This is a genomic window from Sphingomonas sp. JUb134 (assembly GCF_004341505.2).
In the GTDB taxonomy this organism is placed as follows: Bacteria; Pseudomonadota; Alphaproteobacteria; order Sphingomonadales; family Sphingomonadaceae; genus Sphingomonas.
This window is the reverse complement of record NZ_SLYP02000001.1, coordinates 2,622,262-2,648,362: the sequence shown is the minus strand read 5'-3', so window position 1 is coordinate 2,648,362 and position 26,101 is coordinate 2,622,262. Positions and strand designations below refer to the sequence as shown.

The 26,101-nt window shown below is 70.4% G+C and carries 23 protein-coding genes; 14 read left to right on the top strand and 9 right to left on the bottom strand.

Annotated elements, in window-relative coordinates; translation table 11 throughout:
• Nucleotides 1-61: 61 nt before the first annotated feature.
• Complete coding sequence (locus EDF69_RS12240; RefSeq protein ID WP_132881842.1) at nt 62-1,906, bottom strand: glycosyl hydrolase family 28-related protein; 1,845 nt, start codon at nt 1,904-1,906, stop codon at nt 62-64.
• Between the two features lie 106 nt (nt 1,907-2,012).
• Nucleotides 2,013-2,615, bottom strand: coding sequence for a peptidylprolyl isomerase (locus EDF69_RS12235; protein WP_132881843.1), 603 nt, complete (start codon nt 2,613-2,615; stop codon nt 2,013-2,015).
• 158 nt (nt 2,616-2,773) lie between these two features.
• On the opposite strand from EDF69_RS12235, the gene trxB reads away from it, so the two are divergent.
• Nucleotides 2,774-3,742 (top strand): thioredoxin-disulfide reductase, encoded by a 969-nt coding sequence (gene trxB, locus EDF69_RS12230; RefSeq protein ID WP_132881844.1) that lies wholly within the window; start codon nt 2,774-2,776, stop codon nt 3,740-3,742.
• Nucleotides 3,743-3,760: 18 nt separating this feature from the next.
• Here the strand turns inward: trxB and EDF69_RS12225 are convergent, their stop codons facing one another.
• The 3 genes from EDF69_RS12225 to EDF69_RS12215 are packed head-to-tail and all read right to left on the bottom strand — an operon-like array spanning nt 3,761 to nt 5,630.
• Nucleotides 3,761-4,555 (bottom strand): hydrolase 1, exosortase A system-associated, encoded by a 795-nt coding sequence (locus EDF69_RS12225; protein ID WP_132881845.1) that lies wholly within the window; start codon nt 4,553-4,555, stop codon nt 3,761-3,763.
• Nucleotides 4,540-5,361: a hypothetical protein gene (locus tag EDF69_RS12220; protein ID WP_132881846.1), complete on the bottom strand. Its 822-nt coding sequence runs from the start codon at nt 5,359-5,361 to the stop codon at nt 4,540-4,542. The genes EDF69_RS12225 and EDF69_RS12220 overlap by 16 nt, the downstream gene beginning before the upstream one ends.
• Nucleotides 5,358-5,630, bottom strand: coding sequence for an acyl carrier protein (locus EDF69_RS12215; RefSeq protein WP_132881847.1), 273 nt, complete (start codon nt 5,628-5,630; stop codon nt 5,358-5,360). Before EDF69_RS12215 ends, EDF69_RS12220 begins: the two co-directional genes overlap by 4 nt.
• Nucleotides 5,631-5,743: 113 nt before the next feature.
• Here EDF69_RS12215 and EDF69_RS12210 point away from each other — a divergent pair, with 113 nt between their 5' ends.
• The 12 genes from EDF69_RS12210 to EDF69_RS12155 all read left to right on the top strand — a co-directional run bounded on the left by EDF69_RS12210 (nt 5,744) and on the right by EDF69_RS12155 (nt 21,013).
• Nucleotides 5,744-7,279, top strand: a complete 1,536-nt coding sequence (locus EDF69_RS12210; RefSeq protein ID WP_132881848.1) for an acyl-CoA ligase (AMP-forming), exosortase A system-associated — start codon at nt 5,744-5,746, stop codon at nt 7,277-7,279.
• Nucleotides 7,276-8,514: a pyridoxal-dependent decarboxylase, exosortase A system-associated gene (locus EDF69_RS12205; RefSeq protein WP_132881849.1), complete on the top strand. Its 1,239-nt coding sequence runs from the start codon at nt 7,276-7,278 to the stop codon at nt 8,512-8,514. Before EDF69_RS12210 ends, EDF69_RS12205 begins: the two co-directional genes overlap by 4 nt.
• A gap of 193 nt (nt 8,515-8,707) precedes the next feature.
• The gene (locus EDF69_RS12200) at nt 8,708-9,346 is read left to right on the top strand and encodes an XrtA/PEP-CTERM system exopolysaccharide export protein (RefSeq protein WP_132881850.1); all 639 of its coding nucleotides are present in this window, start codon (nt 8,708-8,710) and stop codon (nt 9,344-9,346) included.
• Nucleotides 9,347-9,356: 10 nt separating this feature from the next.
• The gene (locus tag EDF69_RS12195; protein WP_132881851.1) at nt 9,357-10,886 is read left to right on the top strand and encodes an XrtA system polysaccharide chain length determinant; all 1,530 of its coding nucleotides are present in this window, start codon (nt 9,357-9,359) and stop codon (nt 10,884-10,886) included.
• Complete coding sequence (locus EDF69_RS12190; RefSeq protein WP_132881852.1) at nt 10,883-11,785, top strand: AAA family ATPase; 903 nt, start codon at nt 10,883-10,885, stop codon at nt 11,783-11,785. The genes EDF69_RS12195 and EDF69_RS12190 overlap by 4 nt, the downstream gene beginning before the upstream one ends.
• Nucleotides 11,782-13,401 carry a hypothetical protein gene (locus tag EDF69_RS12185; protein WP_339538429.1) on the top strand — a complete coding sequence of 540 codons (1,620 nt, stop codon included), beginning with the start codon at nt 11,782-11,784 and terminating at the stop codon, nt 13,399-13,401. Before EDF69_RS12190 ends, EDF69_RS12185 begins: the two co-directional genes overlap by 4 nt.
• Before the next feature lie 13 nt (nt 13,402-13,414).
• Entirely contained in the window at nt 13,415-14,500 is a 1,086-nt protein-coding gene (locus EDF69_RS12180) for an AAA family ATPase (RefSeq protein WP_132881853.1), read from the top strand.
• A 10-nt stretch (nt 14,501-14,510) separates the two neighbouring features.
• Nucleotides 14,511-15,350, top strand: coding sequence for an XrtA system polysaccharide deacetylase (locus EDF69_RS12175; protein WP_132881854.1), 840 nt, complete (start codon nt 14,511-14,513; stop codon nt 15,348-15,350).
• Entirely contained in the window at nt 15,347-16,417 is a 1,071-nt protein-coding gene (locus tag EDF69_RS12170) for a FemAB family XrtA/PEP-CTERM system-associated protein (protein WP_132881855.1), read from the top strand. Before EDF69_RS12175 ends, EDF69_RS12170 begins: the two co-directional genes overlap by 4 nt.
• Nucleotides 16,417-17,601 (top strand): TIGR03087 family PEP-CTERM/XrtA system glycosyltransferase, encoded by a 1,185-nt coding sequence (locus EDF69_RS12165; RefSeq protein WP_132881856.1) that lies wholly within the window; start codon nt 16,417-16,419, stop codon nt 17,599-17,601. The genes EDF69_RS12170 and EDF69_RS12165 overlap by 1 nt, the downstream gene beginning before the upstream one ends.
• Nucleotides 17,598-19,127, top strand: a complete 1,530-nt coding sequence (gene xrtA / locus EDF69_RS12160; RefSeq protein WP_132881857.1) for an exosortase A — start codon at nt 17,598-17,600, stop codon at nt 19,125-19,127. The genes EDF69_RS12165 and xrtA overlap by 4 nt, the downstream gene beginning before the upstream one ends.
• Nucleotides 19,127-21,013 carry an XrtA/PEP-CTERM system amidotransferase gene (locus EDF69_RS12155; protein ID WP_132881858.1) on the top strand — a complete coding sequence of 629 codons (1,887 nt, stop codon included), beginning with the start codon at nt 19,127-19,129 and terminating at the stop codon, nt 21,011-21,013. Before xrtA ends, EDF69_RS12155 begins: the two co-directional genes overlap by 1 nt.
• A gap of 30 nt (nt 21,014-21,043) precedes the next feature.
• On the opposite strand, the gene EDF69_RS12150 is transcribed toward EDF69_RS12155, so the two are convergent.
• The 4 genes from EDF69_RS12150 to EDF69_RS12135 form a co-directional block, all read right to left on the bottom strand.
• A complete protein-coding gene (locus EDF69_RS12150) occupies nt 21,044-21,313 on the bottom strand; it encodes a PEP-CTERM sorting domain-containing protein (RefSeq protein ID WP_132881859.1) in 270 nt (89 codons plus the stop codon).
• A gap of 116 nt (nt 21,314-21,429) precedes the next feature.
• Nucleotides 21,430-22,413, bottom strand: coding sequence for an alpha/beta hydrolase (locus EDF69_RS12145; protein WP_132881860.1), 984 nt, complete (start codon nt 22,411-22,413; stop codon nt 21,430-21,432).
• A 104-nt stretch (nt 22,414-22,517) separates the two neighbouring features.
• Nucleotides 22,518-23,576, bottom strand: a complete 1,059-nt coding sequence (locus EDF69_RS12140) for a 1,9-bis(guanidino)-5-aza-nonane synthase (protein ID WP_132881861.1) — start codon at nt 23,574-23,576, stop codon at nt 22,518-22,520.
• 109 nt (nt 23,577-23,685) lie between these two features.
• The gene (locus EDF69_RS12135; RefSeq protein ID WP_132881862.1) at nt 23,686-24,915 is read right to left on the bottom strand and encodes a type III PLP-dependent enzyme; all 1,230 of its coding nucleotides are present in this window, start codon (nt 24,913-24,915) and stop codon (nt 23,686-23,688) included.
• 177 nt (nt 24,916-25,092) lie between these two features.
• On the opposite strand from EDF69_RS12135, the gene EDF69_RS12130 reads away from it, so the two are divergent.
• Nucleotides 25,093-26,028 carry a threonine ammonia-lyase gene (locus EDF69_RS12130; protein ID WP_132882056.1) on the top strand — a complete coding sequence of 312 codons (936 nt, stop codon included), beginning with the start codon at nt 25,093-25,095 and terminating at the stop codon, nt 26,026-26,028.
• Nucleotides 26,029-26,101 lie beyond the last annotated feature (73 nt).

The following is a 26,101-nucleotide window of genomic DNA, read 5'->3' as shown; positions in this document are numbered from 1 at the left end:
GGCACCGTTTCGGCGGGGCTGGGCAGGCGCGGCAGGAGGCAGGTTGTGGAAGGGCGGGGCGCTAGTCCTCGCGCGCTTCTTCCGCCGGTTCCTGGGCCTCCGGCTCCTTGGGCTCCTTGGGCTTCGGGAGGTATTTCGTCGGGAGGGGCGCAGGAGTCACCGGGCGCCCGGCGGGATCCTTGTTCGCCGACGCCGATACCTGCTCGGGCGCCATCGCGTAGATCGGCCCGACGCTGTTGCCGGTCACGCGATAGCGCGCGGCGGTCTTGGACGGCACGAACAACGCGATCGGCAGCGGTGCCACCCCGTTGCCCAGGATGAAGCGGTTGTCGCTCACCTCGATGGTCGGGTTGGCCCCGAGCGGGCGTGCGCGGATGCCGATCGACTCCTCGGCCTGCGGGACCAAGACGCGCACCTCGTTGCCGCGGATCACGGTCCGCGTGGCGCCGCCGCCCAGCATGCGCACTGGATCGCCGGCGGGCTTGTCGAACACCAGGCGGTTGTCGAGCATCTGCAACTCCCCGGTGCTGAGATAGGAGAAGTCGCAGCCGACGTTCTCGAACCGGTTTCCCTGCACCAGCATCCGGCTGAAATAGCTGGCGGTGCAGGTGCCGGCGCCGCGTTCCCCGGCCCACACCAGATGGTTGTTGAGGAACTGGACGTCGATGCTGCCGTCGTTGCGGCGGAAGCCGGAGCTCCTCAGGGCCAGCAGCGACGCGCCCCTGGGCTTGCCATAGCGCCCCTTGCCGAAGCGGATGTGGAGAGTGGAGCCACTGCCGTCCTGGCTGCCGTAGTTGTCGCGAAAGACGATGTTCTTCGCCGCGTAGAAGGTGACGTAGCAGAAGTTGCCGACGTTCTTGACGATGTTGTGGTGGGCAAGCGCATTGAAGCAGCCCTCGAAATCCACGCCCACGTCCGTCATGGAATCGATTTCGTTGTAGGCGACGAGGATCCCGTCGCCGTTGTTGCCATAGACGCCGCCGTTCCCGCCCGACAACTTGTTGTGGGTGATGTAGACCTCGCGCACGCGGCGCATGAATTGTGGGGCGCCGCCTTCGCGGTAGCGGGCGCCACCACCCCACCAGCTCACCTTGGCGAAGCGGCCGACGTTGCCGACGGCGGCGACCCGCCGCGCGAAGTTGAACCGCACGACCTGGCTCATGTAGGAGCCCGCATCGACCCGATTGTCGTAGACGAAGATGTCCTCGTTGAGGTCGTCGGGCCGGGTCGGATGGAAGCCCGCAGCGACGGCCGGGTCCACCATCTCCTCGCGCCCCTTGTTGTAGTTGCGGTTCACCTTGCGCAGGTGCGTGACCAGCAGCGCGCCCATGCGGTCGGTCGAGCAGCGGGTGACCGAGACGTTGCGCAGATTGTTGCCGACCAGGATCAGCCCCAGCGGCTTGAGCGGTTCGGGCCGCACCACGCGGATACTGTCGATATGGATGTCGCGCAGGAAGTCGGCCGGGTCGCCGCTGGCGGGCGCTGCGGTGAACAGGCCGGTATCCTTGCCCTCCACCCGGATCACCGACGCGTCGCCCGCGCCCAGGATCGTGATCGGTGCCGAAAGCTTGATCTGGCGGGTTACGCGGATCGCGCCCGCCGGGATCAGCAGTACCTTCACCCCGCTGGCGATCGCCTTCTCGAGGGCCGCGGTATCGTCGGTCTTGCCGTCGAGTGTCGCGCCGAAGCTGCGGATGTCGCGTCCCTTGCTGCGCGCGGCTGCGAAGCCGGCATAGAGGGCGCGCCGGGTCGGCGCCCAGCTGGGCCAGTCGGCATCCTCGCCCTCGGCGCCGGCCCCGCCGCCGGCACTCGAATGCGTGGCCGCAAAGGCGCCCACTGCGGCGAGCCCCGAGAGCGGCAGGAGCGAACGGCGGGTGAAGCGAAGGCGGTTCGAGGCGTCGGACATGAAGGGCAAACTCGTTCAACGGAAACGACGTTCCCTCTCGGCGGCGCGGCCGAGCGAGGCACGCGGCTTGCGGCGGCCGGTGCGCCGGCTCCGCCGAAGCGGGAGGTCAGTCGATCCGGCGGGCGGACAGGATGCGGACGGGATCGGCGATCATCTCGCCCTTGAAGTGGCCGCCTTCGCTCACCGGCGCGTTCAGGATGCGGTGGATGACGTCCATCCCCTCGACCACCCGGCCGAAGGCCGCGTAGCCGAGGTTGTCGCCTTCGCGGCTGGGGTCGGCGTCCAGCGAGGGCTGCGCGCCCACGCTGATGGTGAAGTCGCCCTGCGCCGTGCCGGGCGCCAGGCGCGCGATGGAGATCGCGCCGTCGACATGGTGCACGCCCGTCTGGGTGGTCGGCTCATGCTTGATCGGTGGCAGCACCCGCTTGGGGGCGTTCTGCACGCCGAACTGGACGAAGCCGAAGGTCGGGGTGACCCGCACCGTACGGTAGAAGACGGTGCCGTCCAGCCGCTTCTCGTCGACGTAGCGCAGGAAATTGGCGGTGGTGATCGGCGCGCGGCTCTTCTCCAGCTCCAGCACGATGCTGCCCTCGCTGGTCTCCACCTTCACGCGTGCCGTTTCGGCCGCGGGAGGCGCGGCGGCAGGCGTCTGGGCGAGGGCGGGCGCGGCGCACAGCGCCGCCACGAGCAGGAGCAGGCGTTTCAACATGGGGCACAGCCTATGCGCTCGGCCGCTACGGCGCCAGCCAGGGAGCGGCTTTGCGCGACCGAGGCTTTTCTTTGCTGGGACAGCCCGGGCAGCATCCCCATGTTGCGGTCACACCCGCCGTGCCGTTAATGGCGCGACAGTTTCGAGACGGAAAAGAGATGACCACCCACACCACCCGCATGCTGATCCTCGGCTCCGGCCCGGCCGGGCTCTCCGCCGCCATCTATGGCGCGCGCGCCGGCCTGAACCCGATCGTGGTGCAGGGCATCCAGCCCGGCGGGCAGCTCACCACCACGACGGACGTCGAGAACTATCCCGGCTTCGCGGAGGTGATCCAGGGCCCCTGGCTGATGGAGCAGATGCAGGCCCAGGCCGAGCACGTCGGCACGCGGATGATGTACGACACCATCGTCGAAGTGGACGTGAGCCAGCGCCCGTTCCGCCTGATCGGCGACGGTGGCGACGTCTATGAAGGCGACGTGCTGGTGATCGCGACCGGTGCCCAGGCACGCTGGCTGGGCCTGGAGAGCGAGGAGGCGCTGAAGGGCAAGGGTGTCAGCGCCTGCGCGACCTGCGACGGCTTCTTCTACCGCGGCAAGAAGGTGGCGGTGATCGGCGGCGGCAACACCGCGGTCGAGGAGGCGCTGTACCTCACCAACCACTCGCCCGACGTGACGATCATCCACCGCCGCGACAGCTTCCGCGCGGAAAAGATCCTGCAGGAACGGCTGTTCGCGCACGACGCGGTGAGCGTGCTCTGGAACAAGAAGGTCGAGCGGTTCATCGACGGCGGCGGCAACGTCGGACTGGTCGGCATCGAGCTCAAGGACACCGTCACCGGCGAGCTGTCGCAGGTCGAGGTCGACGGCGGCTTCGTCGCGATCGGGCACCATCCCGCGACCGAGTTGTTCCGCGGCCATGTCGAGCTGGACGAGGACGGCTATATCGTCGTGGAGAAGGGCTCGACCCGCACGAACGTGCCGGGCGTGTTCGCGTGCGGCGACGTCACCGACAAGGTCTATCGCCAGGCCGTGACCGCCGCCGGCACCGGCTGCATGGCCGCGCTCGATGCCGAGCGCTTCCTGGCCGAGGCGGACTTCGAGAAGATCGCCGAAGCGGCCGAATAAGCGGCGGGCGCGGGCAGGCTACAGGCCTGCCAGCGCCTCTCGCACCCGCGCGTGCAGCCATTCCGCGTCAGGGGCGCGGGCAAAGCTGTGGCTGGCGGTGTCGTGTTCCCGCACGGGGATGCGGCCCCGCACGGCGTCGAACGCGCGACCGCGCCATGCGTCGGCGCAGGCGATCGCCGTGTTGTCGCGTCGGGCAAGCAGGAGCGTGACCGGGACCTCGCTCTTGGCGAGGCTGGCGGCGACCTGGTCGGCAAGTCCGCGCGACCGCGGGCGCGCGAGCGCGCGCACGCCACGTGCCAGCTTGCCCAAATCGACCTGCCCGCGCAGCAGCCGGAGCCACTGACTCGGGTCCCGCAGCCGCTCGGCATAGCGCGCGCGGATTGCGGCGGGTGGGGGCGTGTCGCCCTCGTTTTCGACCAGCCACGGATTGGCGAGGAGCAGCGCGTCGATACCCGCCGCTTGATGGAACAGGGCCAGCGCCGTCGCGGCATCGCAGTTGCCGAAGCCCAGGATGCGGGAGACGCCGGGTGCCTCCGCGCGAAACGCCGCGGCGGCGGCGACGAGGTCCGCACCGCTGTCGGCAAAGCCGCGGTTCTCGCCCGTCGAATCGCCGATGCCGCGCCGGTCGTAGCGGAACACGGGCCACCCGCCGGCCGCAATCCGCTGCGCGAGCAGGGCCATGCCCCGATGCGCGCCGATCCGCAGCTCGTTGCCGCCCGAGACGACGAGCAGTCCGGTGCTGCCCGGCGCCGCGTCCAGCGTCCCGGCAAGCCGCTCGCCAGCGCAGGGGAACTCGATCAGGCGGCGCGCCACGTTCGCACCCAGTCGGTAATGTCGGCGGCAAGTGCCTGGGCGACCGCGGGATCCGCGTCCGGCTCGGCGCGCCGCCAGGGCGGCGGATAGGGGAGGCGGCGGTCGGCCGCGCGGGCATCGCTCTCCAGCCGGACGATCCTGTCCGGCGTGCCGATGTCCGCCCCGGCGAGCGCATCAAGCAGGCGAAGGCCGATCCGGTTGCCCGCGATCTCGATCGCGGCTCCTGCGGCACCCTCGCGCACCCCGTCGCCGTGCTCCTGCGCAGGCAGGAGCCCAGGGTTTCTCTGCTCCGCAAGCCGTTGTTCTGCTTGGCCCTGGATCCCTGCCTGCGCAGGGATACGGTTGTATCCTGAGGTGCCCTGCGTCATTCCCAACGGCCTCACGCCGTCCGGCGTCCCGGCCGAACGCGCGGTGCGGTTCAGCTCGCGCAACAGCTCGGCACCGGTCTGCGGCGACAGCGACCAGCGCGCCTGAACGTCCGCTTCGCCGTCGACCAGTGCACCGGCGCGGATGCTCGCGGTGAACCGAGGCTGGGGCAGCGTCGCGACGCATGCGGCAAACGCGGCGCGCCAGTCCGCCAGCGTGGCGTCTTCGGTCGCAACCAGGCTCTCGTCCTGACCCGGCAGGTCCGGGAGCACGCCGCCGATGCCCACATCGGCCAGCTGGCGCAGCACCGACACCATCAGCGTGCGGGTGCGGTTCGCCTCCTCGAAGGGCGGCAGGGCAAGCACCACGACCGGCCCGCTGGCGGGACCGAAGCGAAGCATCGCCTCCGTGCCGCCGGGCCAGTCGTAGCGGTCGATCAATGCACCGCCTTGCCCATGGCGAAGCGGGTCAGCGAGCCGAAGGTCGCCAGCGTATCGCCGTCGATGTCGTCGTCCTCGATCAGGATCCCCAGCCGGTCCTCGATCTCGGTGAGCACGCCTGCGACCGCTATGGAGTCGAGCTCCGGCAGCGCGCCGAACAGCGGCGTTTCCGCGTCGAACGCCGCCACCCGCTCGGCCGACAGGCCCAGCACGTCCCGCAGCACGGCCCGCACGGTGTTCTCGATCTCGTTCGCCTGTTCCGGAACCAAGGGATTTTCCTCTTGCTGATTGGACCCGCTGTTAGTCGTCGCAGGCCCGAAAGCCAAGCTGCGGGCGTGATGCGGGCGTGGCTTTGGCGATGGCATCGGCTATGCGCTCGCCGATGGTTCCACTCGATCCTGTGCCCCAACCCCTGGACACGCTGCCGTTGCGGGGAAGCCCGACGGCGCCTGCATTGGCCGGCAAGGACGGCACGCTCTCCTACGCCGAGCTGGAGGCGGCGGTGGGGCGCCTCGCGCACTGGCTCCACGTGCGGGGGCTGGCGCCTGGCAGTCGCGTCGCCAGCTGGTTGCCCAAGTCGCGCGCGGCCTGCCTGATGCCGCTCGCCGCCGTCCGCGCCGGGCTGGTGCACGTGCCGATCAACCCGGTGCTCAAGCGGGCGCAGGTGGCGCATATCCTCGCCGACAGCGGCGCCGCGCTGCTGTTGACCCAGCCGACGCGTGCCGGGCTGCTGGAAGCGGGCGACGTCCCGGAGGGTTGCGAGGTCGCACTGGAGGAGGAGGCGCTCGCCCATGCGGCGGGGGCGTTACCGCCGTCGCGCGGCGACACGGACGCGCTTGCCGCGATCCTCTATACCTCCGGCTCCACCGGGCGGCCCAAGGGCGTGATGCTCAGCCACGCGAACCTGTGGCTCGGCGCGATCTCGGTCGCCCATTATCTCCGCCTCGTGCCCGCCGACCGCGTACTGGGGGTGCTGCCGCTCAGCTTTGACTATGGCCAGAACCAGCTCTTCTCCACCTGGGCGGCGGGCGGTTGCGTGGTGCCGCTCGACTATCTGACCGCGCGAGACGTGGTGAAGGCGGTGGAGCGCGAGGGGATCACCAGCCTGGCCGGCGTGCCGCCGCTGTGGACGCAGCTGCTGGAGGCGAACTGGCCGGCCGAAACGGCGGCACAGCTGCGCCGGCTCACCAATTCGGGCGGCGCGCTGACGACTTCGATGGTGCGTGCGCTCCGCCAGCGGTTTCCGCAGGCCGATCTCTACCCGATGTACGGCCTGACCGAGGCATTCCGCTCGACCTTCCTCGATCCCGCGCTGGTGGACGGCGCACCGGACGCGATCGGCCGCGCCATTCCCTTTGCCGAGGTGCTGGTGGTGCGCCCCGACGGCAGCCGCGCGCAGCCGGGTGAGCCGGGCGAACTCGTCCACGCCGGCCCGCTGGTGGCGCAGGGCTATTGGCAGGATGCGGAGCGGACCGCGCAGCGCTTCCGTCCCGCGCCTGCCTTCGCCGAGCACGGCGGCACCGCCGTCTGGTCCGGCGACACGGTCGTGGAGGGGCAGGACGGCCTGCTCCGCTTCGTCGGCCGCGACGACGAGATGATCAAGAGCGCCGGCAACCGCATCAGCCCGACCGAGGTGGAGGAGGCGGTGCTTGCGGGCGGGGAAGCGGCGGAAGCGGCGGCGTTCGGCGTGCCCGATCCGCGGCTCGGCCAGGCAGTGCTGGTCGTGGCCCGTGCCAACGGCCCGGTCGAGGCGGCAGAGGCAGCGTTGCGCGAGCGCCTGCGCCGCGAGCTTCCCGCCTTTCAGCAGCCCGCCTACTATCGCTGGCGCGATGCGCTGCCGCGCAACGCCAATGGCAAGCTCGACCGCAGCGGCTTGCGCGCCGCCGTGCTCGCCGAGTTCCAGGAGACGCCGCAATGAAGCCGATCGGTCCGATCCCGCCCGCCTTTGCCGGGCAGCAGCGGCTGGCGATCGGCGGCGAGGATGCCGAGGCGCTGGTCGCCCGCGCGGGTGACACGCCGCTGTTCGTCTACGACCTGGGTTTTGTCGCGGAGCGGGTGGACGTGCTGCGAAGCGCGCTGCCGGCGGAGGTCGGCATCCACTATGCGATCAAGGCGAACCCGCATCCCGAACTGCTCGCCGGCATCGCGCCGCTAGTCGACGGGCTCGACGTCGCCTCGGGCGGGGAACTGGCGCAGGCGCTGGCGGTGAAGCCTGCCGCCGAGATCAGCTTCGCCGGCCCCGGCAAGCGCGACGACGAACTGGCGGCGGCGATTGAGGTCGGCGCCACCCTGAACGCGGAGTCCGAGGGAGAGGTCGCCCGCGCGATCGCCATCGGCGAGCGGCTCGGCATCCCCCCGCGGCTGGCCGTGCGGGTGAACCCGGACTTCGAGCTGCGCGGCTCGGGCATGCGGATGGGCGGGCGCGCGTCTCCCTTCGGGGTCGATGCCGCGCGCGTGCCGGCGCTGGTCCGCACGATCCTTGCCTCCGGGGCAGCGTGGCGCGGCTTCCACATCTTTGCCGGCTCCCAGGCGCTCGACACCGCCGCGATCATCGAGACCCAGGCCGCCACCGTGGCGCTCGCTGCCCGGCTGGCGGACGCAGCCGGAGCGGCGCCTCCGCTGGTCAACCTGGGCGGCGGCTTCGGTATCCCTTATTTCGCAGGCGACCTGCCCGTCGACGTTGCGGCGGTCGGCGCCGCGCTCGGCGAAGCGCTGGCGGCGCGCCCCGCCACGTTGGTCGACAGCGCGTTTGCGATCGAGCTCGGGCGATGGCTGGTGGGGGAGGCGGGCGTGTACCTCACCCGCGTCATCGACGTGAAGGAGAGCGGCGGCGAGCGGTTCGTGATCGTCGACGGCGGGCTGCACCATCAGCTCGCCGCCAGCGGCAATTTCGGAACGGTCGTGCGCCGCAACTACCCGCTTGCCGCCGCCGGGCGCATGGCGGAGCCCGCGATCCAGACCGCCTCCGTCGTGGGCTGCCTGTGTACACCGCTCGACCGGCTCGCCGACAAGGTCGCTCTGCCCGAAGTCGCCGTAGGCGATCTCATCGCGATTTTCCTGGCCGGGGCCTATGGCGCGACTGCCAGCCCCGCCGCCTTTCTCGGCCACCCGGCGGCGCGCGAGTTGGTGGTCCAGGGGAACCGCCGGACCTGAGGGCCGTTGAGCCGCTTCCGAACGGCCTGGGGGGCTGGAGTGCGGCAGGCGGGCATCGGGAAACTTCCCGATATGGCACGCCGACCCTGGGGAGCCGCCGGTTTCCACCTAACCCTATCTTTACCAGGCCGGGTATAGGGCGGCAACGATCCTGCGCCCTTTGGGCGGCGGGTGATGGAGCGAGGGGTTCGATATGCGCGTGCACAGCTTCCCGGCGGCGGCCGGCATCATGGCCACGGCAGCGATGCTGCTGGGCGGATGCGCCGCGACCCGCCCCGAACTGCCGGCCGCACCCTTCGTCACCGCGCAGGAGACGCCGGGCGAGGATTACGTCATCGGCCCGCTCGACCAGCTCAACGTCTTCGTGTGGCGCAACCCCGAGCTGTCGGCAAAGGTGCAGGTCCGCCCCGATGGCCGCATCACCACGCCGCTGATCAGCGACATGCCCGCCGTTGGCAAGACGCCGGCGATGCTCGCCCAGGACATGAAGCTCGCGCTCGGCGAGTATATCAAGGACCCGCTGGTGTCGGTGATCGTGGAGAATTTCTCCGGCACCTACAGCCAGCAGGTGCGCGTCGTCGGTGCCACCGAAAAGCCGGCATCGCTGCCGTATCGCGCCAACATGACGCTGCTCGACGCGATGATCGCGGTTGGCGGCGTGAACGAGTTCGCGGCCGGCAATCGCGCGCGGCTGGTGCGCTATGACCGGACGACCGGCAAGCAGCAGGAATATGGTTTGCGCATCGCCAGCCTGCTGAAGGACGGCGACACTTCCGCGAACGTGCGGCTGGCGCCGGGGGATGTTATTATCATCCCGGAAACCATGTTCTAAAGGGCCGCTGGTGGAGGGTCTCTTCGACGAACTGCGGGTCGCCGCGCACTTGGTGTGGCTCCGCCGCTGGGTGGCGCTGGGCGTAGCCTGGGCGATCTGCCTGGTCGGCTGGCTTGCCGTGTCGCAGATCCCCAATCGCTACACCTCCACCGCGCGCCTGTCGGTCCAGCTGCGTTCGATCCTGCCCACCAGCACCGCCACGGGCGGCATTCAGGACCAGCAGGCGGAGGACATCGAGCGCGTCCGCCAGACGCTCGCCTCCGCCTACAACCTCGAAAAGGTCGTCCGCGGCACCAGCCTGGCGAAAACCATCGCGAGCGATCGCGACGTCAACGATCGCATCGCGATGCTGCAACAGGCGATCCGCATCGTCGCGCAGCAGGACAATCTGTTCGAGATTTCGGCGACACTGGGCGATCCCCGGCTGGCGCGGGAAGTCGTGCAAAAGATGATCGACCTGTTCGTCGAGGACAATCTGGCGAGCGGGCGCGATGCGACCAGCCAGTCGCTGCGCTTCCTCGACCAGCAGCTGGGCGCCCGCCAGCAGCAGATCGCGCAGGTAGAGGCGAAGCGGCAGGGCTTTCAGGCGCAGTTCCTGAACCTGCTGCCGGGCACCGGCTCGCTCGACGAGCGGATGAGCCAGGCACGCGAACAGCTCGCACAGATCGACGGCGAGCTTGCCGCGGCGAACACCAGCCTGTCCGCGGTAAACAACCAGCTTGCCGCCACGGCGGCGACGGTCGCAGGCGACGCGGGAAATGTCGCGGCCGGCCCGGCCCGGGCGCGGGTTGCGTTGATCGAGGGCCAGCTGGCGGAAGGCCGCGGGCGCGGCTGGACCGACCAGCATCCGGACATGATCGCGCTCAACCGCCAGCTTGCCGCCGCACGCGCCGCGGCCCGCAATGAGCCGGTGACGCGCAGCGGCGGATCGGCGGCTCAGACGAACCCGCTCTATTTTCAACTCCAGTCGATGCGCACCGAACGCGCCGCCCGCGTGGCCGAGCTGTCGCAGCGCAAGGGACAGCTGGAGGCGCAGCTCGCCGGCGTCCAGGCCCGCATGGCCCGCGATCCGGCAGCCGCCGCCCAGCAGGCCCAGCTCGATCAGGACATCGCGGCCATGAAGACGCAGTACGACCAGCTGCTCGCGGACCGTGAGCAGGTCCGCCTGCGCCGCCAGGTCCAGAACGAGACGGATGCGGTCAAGTTCAGCCTGATCGATCCGCCCAGCCAGTCGAGCGTGCCTGCCTCCCCCAATCGGCCGCTGCTGCTCTTCGGGGTGCTGATCGTCGGGCTGGGCGGTGGCGTCGCCAGCGCCTTCGCGCTCGGCAAGCTGCGGTCTGGCTTCTCCACCGCCGCGCGGCTGGAGCGGGCGAGCGGCCTGCCGGTGATCGGCTCGATCGGCGAGGTGCTGACGCAGACGCAGCAGCAGCTGCGGCAGCGGCGTCTGAAGCTGTTCACCGGGGCCACCGCGGCGCTGGGCGTCGCCTTTGTCGCGCTGATCGCCGTCGAGTTCCTGATGCGGGGGCTCGCGGCGGCATGAGGGGAGATCCGATCAACGGCGCTCCGCCGCCCCCGCGCCGTCGCGGCTCGCTGCTCGAGCGCGCCGTCGAGCGCTATGGCTTCCAGCCGGGCGCCGGCCTGCGCCCGATGGGCCCGGCGCCTGCGCCCGCGGCAAACCCGGCCGAACCCGCCGCCCCCTCGGTTCCCGCTCGCGCACCCGAGCCGATCGACCGGGTGCGGCTGGCGGAGCGCGGCATGCTCGTCCCCGGCGGCCCCGTCTCTGCGCTGGCCGAGGAATTCCGCCTGGTGAAGCGCCAGCTGCTGCTCGCCGCGCGGGAGGGCGACGCCACCCGCTCGCGCAGCGTGCTCGTCTGTTCGGCCCAGCCCGACGAGGGCAAGACCTTCTGCTCGGTCAACCTCGCGCTGTCGCTTGCGGCCGAGCGCGACCTGGAAGTGCTGCTGGTCGACGCCGATTTCGCCAAGCCCGACGTGCCGGACACGCTCGGCATCCCGAGCGGGCCGGGACTGCTCGATGCGCTCGCTGACCCGACGATCGACGTCGAGGGCTGCATCATCCCGACGGACGTGCCGAACCTGTCGGTGCTGCCGGCCGGCGCCCGCAGCGACAATGATACGGAGCTGCTGGCGAGCGACCGTGCCCATGCCCTGCTCCAGCGGCTGGAGCGGGCGAATCCGCGCCGCCTGATGGTGTTCGATTCGGCGCCGGTCCTCGCGGCGTCGACCGCCACGGCGCTTGCGGAGCATGTCGGCCAGGTGCTGGTCGTGGTGCGCGCGGATCGCACCAGCGAGAGCGACCTGCGCGAGGCGGTGGCGCTGCTCGATGGCTGCGACACGGTGCAGCTGCTGCTGAACGCCGTCTCCCTCCAGCCGCGCGGCCGGCGCTTCGGCAGCTATTACGAAGCGGAGGAAGAGGCGTGAACCGAGCCGCATGGCTGGCCGGTGCGGGCGTGCTGGTGCTGACGATGCCGGATCCGGCTCAGGCGCAGGGACGCCGGGTCGAGGTGTCGCCCTATATCGAGGTCGGCCAGGTGCTGTCGGCGGACCTCACCAACGACGATGTGCTCACCTATACCCAGCTGACCGCCGGCGTGGACGCGGTGGTGCAGAGCCGGCGGGTGCAGGTGCAGCTGTCCTATCAGTACCAGCGCACCATCGGATGGGGAGACGACGCCCGCGACAGCGACGTCCATTCCGGCCTCGCCCGGGCGAATGCGCAGCTCACCCGCACCATCTCGGTCGAGGCGGGGGCGCTCGCGACGCGCACCCGCGCCGGCATCGGTGGCGGCTCGCCCGCCTATCTCGCCGGCTATGACGGCAGCAGCACGCAGGTCTACTCGCTCTACGGCGGGCCGACGCTCTCGACAAGGGCCGGCCCGGTCGCGGTCAACGCCGCCTATCGTCTCGGCTACACCAAGGTGGAGGCGCCGGACCTGTTCCGCGACGAGACCGGTCGCGAGCTGGACTTCTACGACGATTCCACCAGCCACCAGCTGACCGGCAGTCTTTCGACCCGGCCGGGCACGGTGCTGCCGGTCGGCCTCACGCTTTCGGGCGGGCTGGTGCGGGAGGACACGAGCCAGCTCGACCAGTTCTACGAGGGCAAGTTCCTGCGCCTCGACGCGCTGATGCCGGTGAGCCGCGAACTGGCGGTGGTCGGCGGCATCGGCTGGGAGAAGATCGAGGTCGGCCAGCGCGATCCGCTGCTGGACGCACAGGGCTTCCCCGTCGTCGACGGGAACGGCCGCTATGTGACCGATCCCGATTCTCCGATCCGCCTGGCCTATGACGTCGATGGCGTGATCTGGGACGCGGGCGTCGTCTGGCACCCGAGCCCGCGCTTCCAGCTGGAGGCGCGGATCGGCCAGCGCTACGGCAGCATGATCTACACGGGATCGCTGACGTGGCAGACCGCACCCAATGCCGGTCTTCAGGTGCGGGTCTATGACACGGTCACCACCTTCGGCCAGCAGCTGACCAGCGGGCTCGCATCGCTGCCGACCAGCTTCTACAACGGCGGCACCGATCCGTTCGGCAACCGCTACAGCGGCTGCGTGTTCAGCGGCGGCACCACGCCCGGCGGCGTTCCGCAGCCCGGCACCTGCCTGACCCCGGTGTTCCAGTCGATCTCCACCGCGGTCTACCGCGCGCGCGGGGTCGATGCGGTCTATGCCGTCAGCCGCGGCAATACCCGGCTCGGGGTAGGGGCAGGCTACAGCAACCGCCACTATTTCCTGCCGGAGGTGCCGGGTGCCGACATCTACCGCAGCAATGACGAGAGCTACTACGCGCAGGCGTTCGCCCAGCGGGCGCTGGATTCGCGTTCGGGGGTGACCGCGGACCTCTACGCCAACTACTTCACCAGCGGGATCGACGGCGCGCTCGACAGCTGGGGCGGCGGCGCCCAGGGCGCCTATTATCGCAACTTCGGCCGGGCCTATGGGACCTTTTCGGCCGGGCTGTACACTTTTGATGTCGAACGGAGCGAAAGCGCCTGGATCGCCCAGGCACTGCTCGCTTTCGGCTACCGCTTCTGAGGAGGCCGGGACGATGTACGACGATTTCTATGGCCTTTCGGGCAAGCCCTTCCAGCTCACGCCGGACCCGGCCTTCTGGTTCGACACGGGCACCCATCGCAAGGCGATGGCGTACCTCACCTATGGCCTGAGCGAGGGTGAGGGCTTCATCGTCATCACCGGCGAGCCGGGTGCGGGCAAGACCACGCTCTTGGGCCACGTCCTTTCCACCATCGATCCCGCTCGCCTGAACGTCATCCGGCTGGTGACGACCCAGCTGGAGCCGGAGGACCTGTTGCAGGTCATCGCATCGGGCCTGGGCACCGATCCGGCGGGGCTTTCCAAGGCGCAGCTGCTGTCCGCGATCGAGCGCGGGCTCCACGCGGTCGCGCGCGCCGGCCGCCGCACGCTGCTGGTGGTGGACGAGGCGCAGTCGCTGCCGCTCTCCGCGATCGAAGAGCTGCGGATGCTGTCGAACTTCCAGGCCGGCGGCCACGCGCTGCTCCAGATCTTCCTGCTCGGGCAGCCCGAGTTCCGCGAGCGCCTGCAGGGCTCCGGCCGCGTCGAGCAGCTGCGCCAGCGCGTGATCGCGATGCACCATCTCGATCCGATGGAGGCGCATGAGGTCGAACCCTACATCGTCCATCGCCTGTCGCTGGTCGGCTGGAACGGCCGGCCCGATTTCACGCCCGAGGCGATTGAGGCGCTGCATCGCTGGTCGGGCGGCGTGCCGCGCCGGCTGAACCTGTTGATGAGCCGCGTGCTCCTGATGGGCGGCGTCGAGGAGATCGAGCGCTTCGACGCGGCCGAGATCGACGCGGTCGGCGTCGAACTGGCGGAGGACGTCGGCCACTCGGAAGAGGCGGAGGAGCATGTGCCCGCCGCTGCGCCATCGCCCGACACCGCCCGCCCGGCGCGCGGCGTGCTCCACGCCGTGCCCTCGCCGGGCAGCGCGCAGACCGCAGAGCTTGCGGCCCTCAACGATCGCATCGCCAAGCTGGAGGCGCGCCTTGCCGATCAGGACGAGACGCTGCGCCGCGTGCTGATGCTGCTGGTCGACTGGGTGGAGGGCGAGGAGCGCCGGCCCAACATCGACCGGCTGCGCGGCAACGCCGCCTGAGCCGCCGCCCATGCGCAACGCCATGTCGGTCGACGTCGAGGACTGGTTCCAGGTCGGTGCCTTTGAAACGGTGATCGCCCGCGAGGACTGGCCGCGCCTGGAAAGCCGGGTCGAGGCGAATACCGATCGCGTGCTGGCGCTGTTTGCCGAAACGGGCACGCGCGCGACCTTCTTCACGCTCGGCTGGGTGGCGGAGCGTGCCCCCGGCCTGATCCGCCGCATCGCCGATGCGGGGCATGAAGTCGCCAGCCACGGCTGGGATCACCAACGCGTCTTCACCTTCACCCCCGACCAGTTCCGGGCCGATGTCGCGCGGGCGCGGACCGCGCTGGAGGATGCGGGCGGGGTCGCCGTCACCGGCTATCGCGCGCCCAGCTTCTCGATCGACGCGCGCACCCCCTGGGCGCACGCGGTGCTGGCGGAGACGGGGTATCTGTATTCGTCGAGCGTGGCCCCGGTCCGCCACGACCATTATGGCTGGCCGGACGCGCCGCCGCATCCCTTCCGCCCGCTTGCCGACAGTGATCTGATCGAATGGCCGATCACCACCGCGCGCGTGCTCGGGCGGCAGGTGCCGGCCGGCGGTGGCTTCTTCCGGCTGCTGCCGGGTGCCATCACCGAACGCGCGGTGGTGCAGGCAAATGCCGGGGAGGGGCGCCCCGCCATGTTCTACTTCCACCCGTGGGAGATCGACGCCGGCCAGCCCCGGGTGGCCGGTGCGCCGATGCGGTCGCGCGTGCGCCATTACGCCCGCCTGGGCGCGATGGAGGGCAAGCTGCGCCGGCTGCTGCGCCGGCACCGCTGGGGACGTGCCGACGCCATCGTGGCCGCGGAGGCGCAGCGCGCGTGACGCAACTCGTCGCGGGAGTGACCGTCCGAACCGCCCGGCTGGACGATGCGGCCGAACGCGCGCGCATCGCCGGCTTCGTGGCGGAGCAGCCGGGGGGCACGCCTTTTCACCTGCCCGCCTGGGGCATGGCGACGGCGCGGGCGACCGGCCAGCGCTTCGCGATGCTGGTGGCGGAGCGCGGCGACACGCTGGCGGCGATCCTGCCGCTCACCACCGTGCGATCGCGCCTGTTCGGCACCGCGCTGGTCTCGACCGGCTTCGGCGTCGCGGGCGGTCCGCTCGGCGACGATGAAGCGGCGCAGGCAGCCTTGATTGAGCAGGCGCTCGCGACCGCGGAGGCAGAAGGCGCGCCGACGATCGAGCTGCGCGGCGGCCCCGCGCCCGTTGGCGCCGGCTGGACGGTGGACGCGGGCCGCTACCTGGGCTTCGTCCGTCCGATCGCCGCGGACGACGCCGCTGAACTCACCGCCATCCCCCGCAAGCAACGCGCCGAGGTCCGCAAGGCGCTCGCCACCGGCTTCGAGGTCGCAACCGGCCGAAGCCGCCGGGACCTAGCGGAGCATTTCGCTGTCTATGGCGAATCCGTTCGCAATCTGGGCACGCCGGTGTTCCCGCCGGCGCTGTTCCGCGAAGTCCTCGACGCGTTCGGACCGGAAGGCGCCGACATCCTGACCGTGCGCCATGAGGGGAGCCCGGTCGCGAGCGTGCTCAGCCTCTATTGGCGCGGCACCGTCTATCCCTATTGGGGCGGCGGGACCCGCGCCGCGCGCGCGCTGCGCGCCAACGACGCCATGTACTTCGCCCTGATGCAGCACGCCCGCGATCGCGGCTGCACCGCCTTCGACTTCGGCCGGTCCAAGGCCGGCACCGGGCCGGCTGCGTTCAAGAAGAACTGGGGCTTCACGCCCCAACCGCTCGCCTATGCGACCTGGACCCGCGACGGCGCGGCGCCCCGGGACGCCAGCCCGCTCAACCCGAAGTATCGGCTGAAGATCGCCGCCTGGCAGCGGCTGCCGCTCGCGGTCGCCAACCGCGTCGGCCCCTGGATCGCGCGCGGGCTCGGCTGATGGGATCGATCCTGTTCCTGGCGCACCGGATGCCGTTCCCGCCCGACCGCGGCGACAAGATCCGCGGCTGGCACGTGCTGCGGCATCTCGCCCGCAGCCACCGGGTCCATCTCTGCGCCTTTGCCGACGATCGCCGCGATCTCCGGCCGCGTCCCGAACTCGTGGAGGCGACCGCCAGCCGCACGATCCTGTGGCGCGGCAAGGGGCGTACGCGCGCCGTCGCCGAGGCGCTGGCGACCCGTCGCCCGTTCTCGCTCACCGCGTTCGATGCCGCCGCGATGCGCGCGGCGGTACGCGACGTACTGGCACGCGAGCCGATCGAGGCGATCTACGTCTTCTCCGGCCAGATGGCGCAATATTTGCCTGCCGATACGAACGCGCGGGTGGTGATGGATTTCGTCGACATGGATTCCGCCAAGTTCGCCCAATATGCCGGCGAAGCGACGGGGCCGATGCGCTGGCTGCTCGCACGCGAGGCGCGGCTGCTCCAGGCGTTCGAGGCCAAGGTTGCCGAGCGCGCTGACGCCAGCCTGTTCGTGAGCGAGGCAGAGGCCGCGCTGTTCCGGAAAGCGACGGGAGCGCCGCGCGTGCGAGCGATCGGCAACGGCATCGACACGGCCTTCTACGATCCGTCCGCGGCCGAGCCGGTCTGCGAAGCCCGGCCGCTGATCGTCTTCACCGGCCAGATGGACTATCGCCCCAACGTCGAAGCAGTCACCTGGTTCGCAGAGGCCGTGCTGCCCCAGGTCCGGGAACGGCATCCCGGCGCACGCTTCGCGATCGTCGGGCGGGCGCCGGCCCCGACCGTCCGCGCCCTTGCCGGGCAGCCGGGCGTGCTCGTGACCGGCGAGGTGCCGGATGTGCGCGGTTGGCTCGCTGCGGCAAGCGTGGTGGTCGCGCCGCTGCGCATCGCCCGCGGTGTCCAGAACAAGGTGCTAGAGGCAATGGCCATGGCGCGTCCGGTGGTCGCCTCGTCGGAAGCGGCGGAGGGGATTGACCACGACGGCTGCCTTTCCGTGGCCCGCGCGCCGACAGACTTCGCACACGCCATTTCGAACTTGTTCGCCGATCCCGCCGAGGCGTCCAAAATCGGTGCCCGGGCGCGCACGCAGGTGCAGCGCCGCTATGGTTGGGACGCGCAGCTGGCACCGCTCGATGCGCTGCTGGAGCGGCAGGCGGCATGAGCGGGACGATCGCATCGCCGCCACTCACCGCTGGCCTCGCCTCGCGATGGCTCACCTCGCTGGCCTGTCTCGCCGGCACCTGGGCCGCGTTGCTGCTGATCTTCCGCCGCGACGTCGCGCACATGCTGGGCATCTGGTGGAACTCCACCACCTATGGCCATTGCCTGTTCGTGCCGCCGATCCTCGCCTGGCTGGTGTGGCAGCGACGGCGGGAGCTGGCGCAGCTGCACCCCCAGGCGTGGGGACCCGGCCTGCTGGCGGTGGCGGTCGGCGCCTTCGTCTGGCTCGTCGGCGACGCAGCGGCCGTCGCGCTGTTCCGCCACGCCGGGTTGGTGACGATGCTCGCGGGCGCGGTGGTGGCGCTGCTCGGCCCGAACGTCGCGCGAGGGCTCGCCTTTCCGCTCGGCTACATGGCGTTCCTGGTGCCGTTCGGCGACTTCCTGGAGATGCCGCTCCAGGCGCTGACCGTCCGCCAGACCATGGGGCTGCTCCACCTGCTGAACGTGCCCGCCGTCGTCGATGGCGTGCTGATCACCATCCCGAACGGCTATTTCGAAGTGGCGGAGGCCTGTTCGGGCACGAAGTTCGTGATCGCGATGGCGGCGTACGGCGTGCTGGTCGCCAACGTCTGCTACGTCCGCTGGCAGCGGCGCGCGGCGTTCCTGGCGATGGCGCTGATCGTGCCGGTGCTCGCGAACGGCGTGCGCGCGGCGGGCACCATCTATGCCGCGCACCTGACCTCGGTGGAGGCGGCCACCGGCTTCGACCACATCGTCTATGGCTGGGTCTTCTTCGCGCTGGTGATGGCGGCGGTGATGGCGATCGGCTGGCACTGGTTCGATCGCGACCCCGACGCACCCAGGTTCGATCCCGCCGCGCTGCAGGCGCCGGTCACTTGGACGCTACGGCTGCCGCTCGCAACCGCGCTGGTACTGGCCATCGCGCTGCTGTTCGCCGGCTGGGGCTGGGCCGGCGAGGGCAGAGCGGCGCCGTTGCCGGCCCGCTCGGCCCTGCCGGCGGTGCCCGGCTGGCGCCAGGTGGCGGCCGACGACGCACCCGCCTGGGCGCCCAACTATCCGGGAGCGGATCGCTTGTTGCTGGGCCATTATGCCGACGCGCAAGGCCGCCGGGTCGACCTGGCGGTGGCGATCTATGCGGGCCAGCACGAGGGCAAGGAACTGGTCGGCTTCGGCCAGGGCGCGATCCGCGAGAACGATCGTTGGGTCCGCATCGAGGACCTGCCGCCGCTCGCCGGCAGCAGTGGCGTGCGCATGACCGCGCCTGGTCCGGTCGAACGCCAGACCTTCACCTGGTACCGGCTGGGCGACGTCACGACCGGCAGCGCCCGCCGCGTCAAGCTGGAGACGCTCAAGGTGAAGCTGCTCGGCGGCTCGCCGCTTGCCGTCGCCGTGCTGGTGTCGGCGCATGGCGGCGGTCCGGCGGCACGCGCAGTGGCCGAAGACTTCCTCGCTGCAGCAGGTCCGATCGACCGGCTAGTCGCCTCGGTCGCTGGGAGTGCGCGCTGATGTGCGGCATCGCCGGCCTCTATTATCCCGCGCTTCCCAAGCCGATCGAGCCCGCGCGGATCACGGCCATGACCAACGCGCTCGCGCATCGCGGTCCCGACGGATCGGGCATCTGGACGGCACCCGGCGTCGGGCTCGGCCACCGGCGGCTCTCGATCATCGACGTTGCCGGAAGCCCGCAGCCGATGGCGACGCCCGGTGAAAGCCACGTCGTCGTCTTCAACGGCGAGATCTACAACTACCGCGAGGTGCGCGCCGAACTCGCGGGCCTCGGCGCCCGCTTCACCACCGATGGCGATACCGAGGTGCTGCTCCACGGCTGGCGCGCCTGGGGACCGGGGCTGTTGTCGCGGCTGAACGGCATGTTCGCCTTCGCGCTCTACGATGCCGAGGCGCGCAGCCTGTTCCTCGCCCGCGATCGGCTGGGCGTGAAGCCGCTCCACTATGTCGAGCTGTCGGACGGCGCGGTCGCGTTCGCGTCGGAATTGAAGGGCCTGCTCGCCCATCCGCTGGTCCGTCGTGCACCCGATCTGGGCGCGATCGAGGATTACATGGCGCTCGGCTATGTGCCCGACGACGCGAGCATCGTCGCGGGCGTGCGCAAGCTGCCTGCCGGCCACTTCCTGCTGCTGGAGCGCGGCCGGCGGGTGCCGGAGCCGGTGCGCTGGTGGGACGTGGATTTCTCGCAGCGCGCCAAGGGCTCGACCCGCGACCTGACCGCGGAGCTGGTGCACCACCTGCGCGAGGCCGTGCGCTCGCGCATGGTCGCCGACGTGCCGCTCGGCGCATTCCTCTCCGGCGGCGTCGACAGCTCGGCGGTCGTCGCGTTGATGGCGGAGGCCAGCCGCCAGCCGGTCAAGACCTGCACCATCGGTTTCGACGAGGCCGATCACGACGAGCGGACCCATGCCGATCTGGTCGCCCGCCGCTTCGCCACCGAGCACCGGACCCGCGCCGTCGCCTCGGACGACTTCGGCCTGATCGACACGCTGGTCGATGCGTTCGACGAGCCCTTCGCCGACGCTTCGGCGCTCGCCACCTACCAGGTCTGCGCGCTGGCGCGGGAGACGGTGACGGTGGCGCTGTCCGGTGATGGTGCGGACGAGGCGTTCGCCGGCTACCGCCGCTATCGCTTCCACTCCGCCGAGGAGCGGGTGCGCGGGATGCTTCCGGCGCACTGGCGTTCGCGGCTCTTCGGTGCCCTCGGCAGCGCTTACCCAAAAGCCGATTGGGCCCCGCGGCCGCTGCGCGCCAAGACGACGCTGCTCGCGCTCGCCGACGATGGCGCGACCGCCTACGCGCGGGCGGTCGGGGTCACGACACCAGCAACGCGGGACCGGCTCTACACGGGGGCGACCCGCAAGGCGCTCGGCGGCTACCGCGGCGAGCAGCGCTATGTGGCGACGATGCGCGGAGCCCCGGCGCGCGACGCGCTGGACGCCGCGCAATATGCCGACATCCAGCACTGGCTGCCCGGCGACATCCTCACCAAGGTCGATCGCACCAGCATGGCGGTAAGCCTGGAGGCGCGCGAGCCGCTGCTCGATCATCGGCTGGTGGCGTTCGCGGCCACGCTGACGCCAGCCCTTCGGCTGCGCGGCGGGCAGGGCAAGTGGCTGATGAAGAAGGCGCTCGAACCCTGGCTGCCGAAGGAGATCCTCTATCGGCCCAAGATGGGGTTCGTGACTCCGGTCAGCGCCTGGTTCCGCGACGCGCTCGCGGCCGAGGCGGCGACGCTTGCGCGCTCACCGGTGCTGGCGAACTGGTTCGATCCGGTCGCGGTCGAGCGGCTCGCCGCCGATCATCGTACCGGCCGGGCGGAGCATGGCCGTACCCTCTGGCAGCTGGTCATGCTCGACCGGTCGATGCGGCGCCTGTTCGGTTGAGGGGCAGGGCGGCCGCAGCCGCCCCACCGATTACTTCGCGCGGCGCTTGCGGGCGAAGGCGAGCGCTGCCGCACCGCCGCCCAGCAGCAGCATGGTGGCCGGCTCGGGGACCGGTGCCGGCGTGCCGCCCGACGAACCAGTGCCGCCGGTGGAGCTGTGGCCACCGGTCGAGCCGGTGTTGCCGCCGCTGGAACCGGTGTGGCCGCCGCTGGAACCACCCCACCACCACCAACCGGTGGCCGATGCCGGGGTGCTTGCGGTAGCGATCAGCGCCACGCAGATCATGGTCGAAAGCTTCATCTCGATTCCCCTGTCGTTTCCGGCGGAATACCAGCGACGAAGAAATCGAGTAAACGAGCGGTTTACGCTGTGCACGGCGCGGCTGTGCCAGCTTGGGACCCAGGCCCACGCGCACTTCAGCTGAGGTGTGGCTGCATCCAAAGGTCGAACAATCGGAGCCAGCCGCGCCCGGGCGCTGTTTCCGGCAGGTGCTTCGCGCCGAAGCCGTGCCCGCCCTTTTCAAAGAAATGCACCTCCACCGGCACCTTGGCGGCGCGGGCGGCGGCGAGCACGTCCAGGCTCTGCTCCAGCGGCACCAGCGGGTCGTCGATGGCATGGACCAGGAACAGGGGCGGGGTCGCGCCCGTGATGCGCGGCGGCGTGTCATAGCGGCGGCGGGTCGCCTCGTCCGGGTTCGGCCCGAGCAGGTTATTGCCCGACCCGCTATGGGTCCCCGGCCTGGAGAGGCTGGTCACGGGATAGACGAGGCCGGAATAGGCCGGGCGAGCGGACTGGCGGTCGGCCGCATCCACCGGCGTGTAGATCCGGTCGTTATGGCCGACGGTCAGCGATGCGGCCAGGTGCCCGCCCGCCGAAAAGCCGAGCACGCCGAGCTTGGCGGGATCGATCCCATAGCGCCCGGCATTGGCGCGGATCAGCCGCATCGCGCGCTGCGCGTCCTGCAGCGGCACGTCCGCGCGGTTGGCCCAGCCGTCCCCCGGCAGGCGATAGCTCAGCACGAACACGGTGACGCCCAGCGGATTGAGCACGCTGGCGACGTCGATTCCTTCGTTCTCCAGCGAGACGAAGCCATAGCCGCCGCCCGGGATCGACAGCACCGCGCGACCATCCGGCCGCTCCGGCCGGAACACCGCCACGATCGGATCGGCGGTGCCGCGCATCCACAGTTCCGGTTGCGCCGGGTTGCCGCTCATCTCGGGCCTGGGGGTAGGGAGCTTGGCCGGCGCGCCCGGTGCCTTGCCGGGCCACAGCCGGAAGTGCTCCGCCGGCGGCCACGGCGTCATGCCCGTGCGGGTCTGTGCCTGCGCGCCCTGGCTGGCGGCGGCGGCGACCGGCAGCGCGAGTGCGGTGCCGAGCAGCGTGCGGCGGTCGATCGTCATGGTGCCTCTCCCTGTCTTTGGAACGACAGGTACCGCGACGAAGCCCAAAGAAAAACCCGCCCGGGACATGCCCGGGCGGGTTCGTTCCTTCCAGTCGGACCGGCTTACTTGCCGCCGAACAGCTTGGCCCAGCCGCGCTTCGCACGGTTCTTCCAGTGGCCACGGTGATAGGCGTCGGACGCCAGCAGCGGCATGACCGAGCCCGCTTCCGCGAACACCATCTGCTCGATGCCCGTGTTGACCTTGCCCCAGCTCGCCGCCTCCTGGAGGGTCGAGGACGAGCAGGCGCCGTCGCGCACGTCGGCGACGGTGATCTGCACCGCGTACTTGTGCACTTCGACGTCGTCGTGGCCCAGGATTTCCGCGCAGACGACCGTGTCCTGGATGAAGTTCTTCGGCACGCCGCCGCCGATCATCAGCAGGCCGGTGGTGCCGGCTGCGATCTTGATGTCGGTCAGCTCGCGGAAGTCCGCGATCGAGTCGATGGTGAGGTAGGGCTTGCCCGCCTTCATCGCGTCGACCTGGTGCTTCACGAGGCCGAAGCCCGCCGAGCTATCGGTGAACGCCGGGCAGAAGATCGGCACGTCATGCTCGTAGGCGAGCTTGACGAGGCTGTTCTCCTTCTTGCCGTGCTCGACGAGATACTTGCCCATCTCGCGGATGAACGCGCGCGAGCTGTAGGCGCGGGGCTCCAGCGTCTCGGCGATCTCGAAGATCGTGTGGTCGACGTTCTGGAGGTCTTCCTCGTCGATGTAGGTGTCGTAGATGCGGTCGATGTAGAGCGAGCGCAGCGTGTCGTCGTCGGGGATCTCCAGCGCCTGATAGTGCTTGTGGCCGAGGCCCTCGAAGAAATCCATGTCGACGATGGTCGCGCCGGTCGCGACGATGCCGTCCACCATGTTGTTGCGCACCAGCTCGGCATAGAGGTCCATGCAGCCGGCGGCCGAGGTCGAGCCCGCGATCACCAGGAAAATCGAGCAGTTCGGGTCTTCCAGCATCTGGTTGTAGATGCCGGTCGCGCGCGCCAGGTCGCGGCTGGTGAAGCTCATCTTCTGCATCGAATCGATGATCGGACGCGCGTCGAAGCTCTTGATGTCGATGTGCTCGACGACGGACGAGAGCAGCTCAGCCTTGCGCTTGTCGTTGATCTTGGTGTCGGTCATGATGTTCCCAATAGTCAGGACCGGCGTCGTTCAAGGGGACGCACGAAACCCGTCAAGGGCGGCGGAGGCCGTCAGCGCCCGCCGCCCATATAGGTAGGCCTTGCGGCCGTTAAAGCTTGATGACGTTCGAGCGCTTCGCGCGTTCGGCCGCTTCCAGCGCGACGTAGAGCGAGGCCATCGGCTCGTCGGTGACGATCACCGTCTCTTCCGAACCGAAGCCGTTGAACGCCGTCCGCATCGCACAGCCATAGGCGCCGAGCATGCCGATCTCGACATAGTCGCCCGCCCGGATGTCCGCCGGCAGCTCGAACGGACCCGCCATGTGGTCCATGTCGTCGCAGGTCGGCCCGTAGAAGCTGAAGCCCACGTCCTTGGCGTCCGACTCCGGCTCGCGCAGGAGCTGCACCGGAAAGCGCCAGCCGATGTGCGCCGCATCGAACAACGCGCCATAGGCACCGTCGTTGATGTAGAGCTCGGCCCCGCGGCGCTTCTCGACGCGCACCACCAGCGAGCTGTACTCGGCGCAGAGCGCCCGGCCCGGCTCGGCCCACAGCTCGGCCGAATAGGACACCGGCAGGCTTTCGAACGCGCGGTGGATGGTCTCGAAATAGCGCTCCAGCGGCGGCGGCTCCATGCCCGGGTAGGTCGAAGGGAAACCGCCGCCCACGTCGATCACGTCCACCGTCACGGCTGCCTCGACGATAGCGGCGCGCACGCGCTCCATCGCATTGGCATAGGCTTCCGGCGACATCGCCTGGCTGCCGACATGGAAGCAGATGCCGAGCGCGTCCGCCGCCTGGCGTGCCGCGAACAGCAGTTCCTTCGCCTCGTGCGGCGCCGCGCCGAACTTCGACGCGAGGCTCAGCTTCGAGTGATCCGACGACACGCGCAGCCGGACGCACAGCGTCAGGTCCTCGGCGCCGCGGGTCGCACGGACGATCTTTTCCAGCTCCTCGGTCGTGTCGAGCGAGAAGACGCGCACGCCGTGGGTGAAATACGCCTCGGCGATCGCTTCCTCGGCCTTGACCGGGTGCATGAAGCACAGGGTCGCTTCCGGAAGCGTGCGCGAGACGAGCCGCACCTCGGCGATCGAGGCGACGTCGAAATGCGTGATGCCGCTGTCCCACAGGATCTGCAGCAGATCCGGCGACGGGTTCGCCTTCACCGCATACATCGACCGGCCCGGAAACTTCTCGACGAAGAATCGGGCGGCCCGACGCGCGGCGTGCGGACGGACGAGCGTTACCGGCTGGACCGGGGCACGCTGGGCGATGTCGACGCCGCGGACGACGTCAGAGTGGGCGATTGCTAGCCCCAGCGCGCTATGGTGTTCGGCCAATTCAAGGGACCTCCAACGGGGTAGTTCGACACAAGAGCTGCCTTGCGGTTGGAAGTCCCATGGGGCAGCGGATGGCGCACATAGGGTCGGTGAACCGGCGTGTAAAGCGCCTGACTCGCATCACGGCCGCTGCGGAGACGAAATGTGACCATCGTGCGACAGCCCACACGCGCCGGAGTGCGGGACGCGGCTGCAAAGATCGCCCAAATCCTTCCCCCGACACCGCTTTTAATGGCCGAAATCCGCGGGCGCCGGGTCGCGTTCAAGGCCGAATCGCTTCAGCCGATCGGTGCGTTCAAGGTCCGTGGCGCCTGGCATCGCCTGACCGCGCTCGACGAAGCGGCTCGCGCGCGGGGTGTCGTCGCCTTCTCGTCGGGGAATCACGCGCAGGGAGTCGCCTGGGCGGCGCGGCGGCTGCGGATGCCGGCGACGATCGTCATGCCGGCCGACGCGCCGGAGGTGAAGCGGGAGGCGACGCTGGCGCTCGGTGCCGAGGTGGTGCGCTACGACCGCCGCAGCGAAAGCCGCGAGCGGATCGCGGGCGAACTCGCCGCCGCGCGCGGCGCGACGCTGGTGCCGAGCTTCGACGATCCTTGGGTGATCGAGGGGCAGGGGAGCGCCGGCATCGAGGCCGCGCAGCAGATGGAGGCGCAGGGTCTAGGGTCCGTGCGCCACGTGGTGACGCCCTGCGGCGGTGGCGGCCTGGCCGCCGGCCTCGCGCTTGCCCTGCCGGACGCGGAACTGGCGGTGGTCGAGCCGGAGGGCTGGGACGACATGCGTGCCTCGCTGGAGGCCGGCTGGATCGAACCGGTGGCGCCGGACGCGCCGGACACCGCATGCGACGCGCTCCAGACGCAGCGGGTGTCGCCGCTCACCTTCGAGGTGATCGCGCGCCGCGGCGCGACCGGCGTCGCCGTCAGCGAAGCCGAGGTCCGCCACGCCCAGCGCTGGGCCGCGCGCCAGCTACGCCTGGTGGTGGAGCCCGGCGGCGCGGTTGGGCTTGCGGCGCTGCTCGCCGGCAAGCTGGCGCCGTCGGAAGGCATGCTCGTGCTGCTGTCGGGCGGGAACGTCGACCCGCACGCCTATGCGGCGGTGCTGGCGGAAGAAGGCTAGGGCGTGAAACCATCCACGACCGCTTCTCGGGCGAGCATTGAACGACCGAAACTGGTGGTTTCCGGTCAGTCCG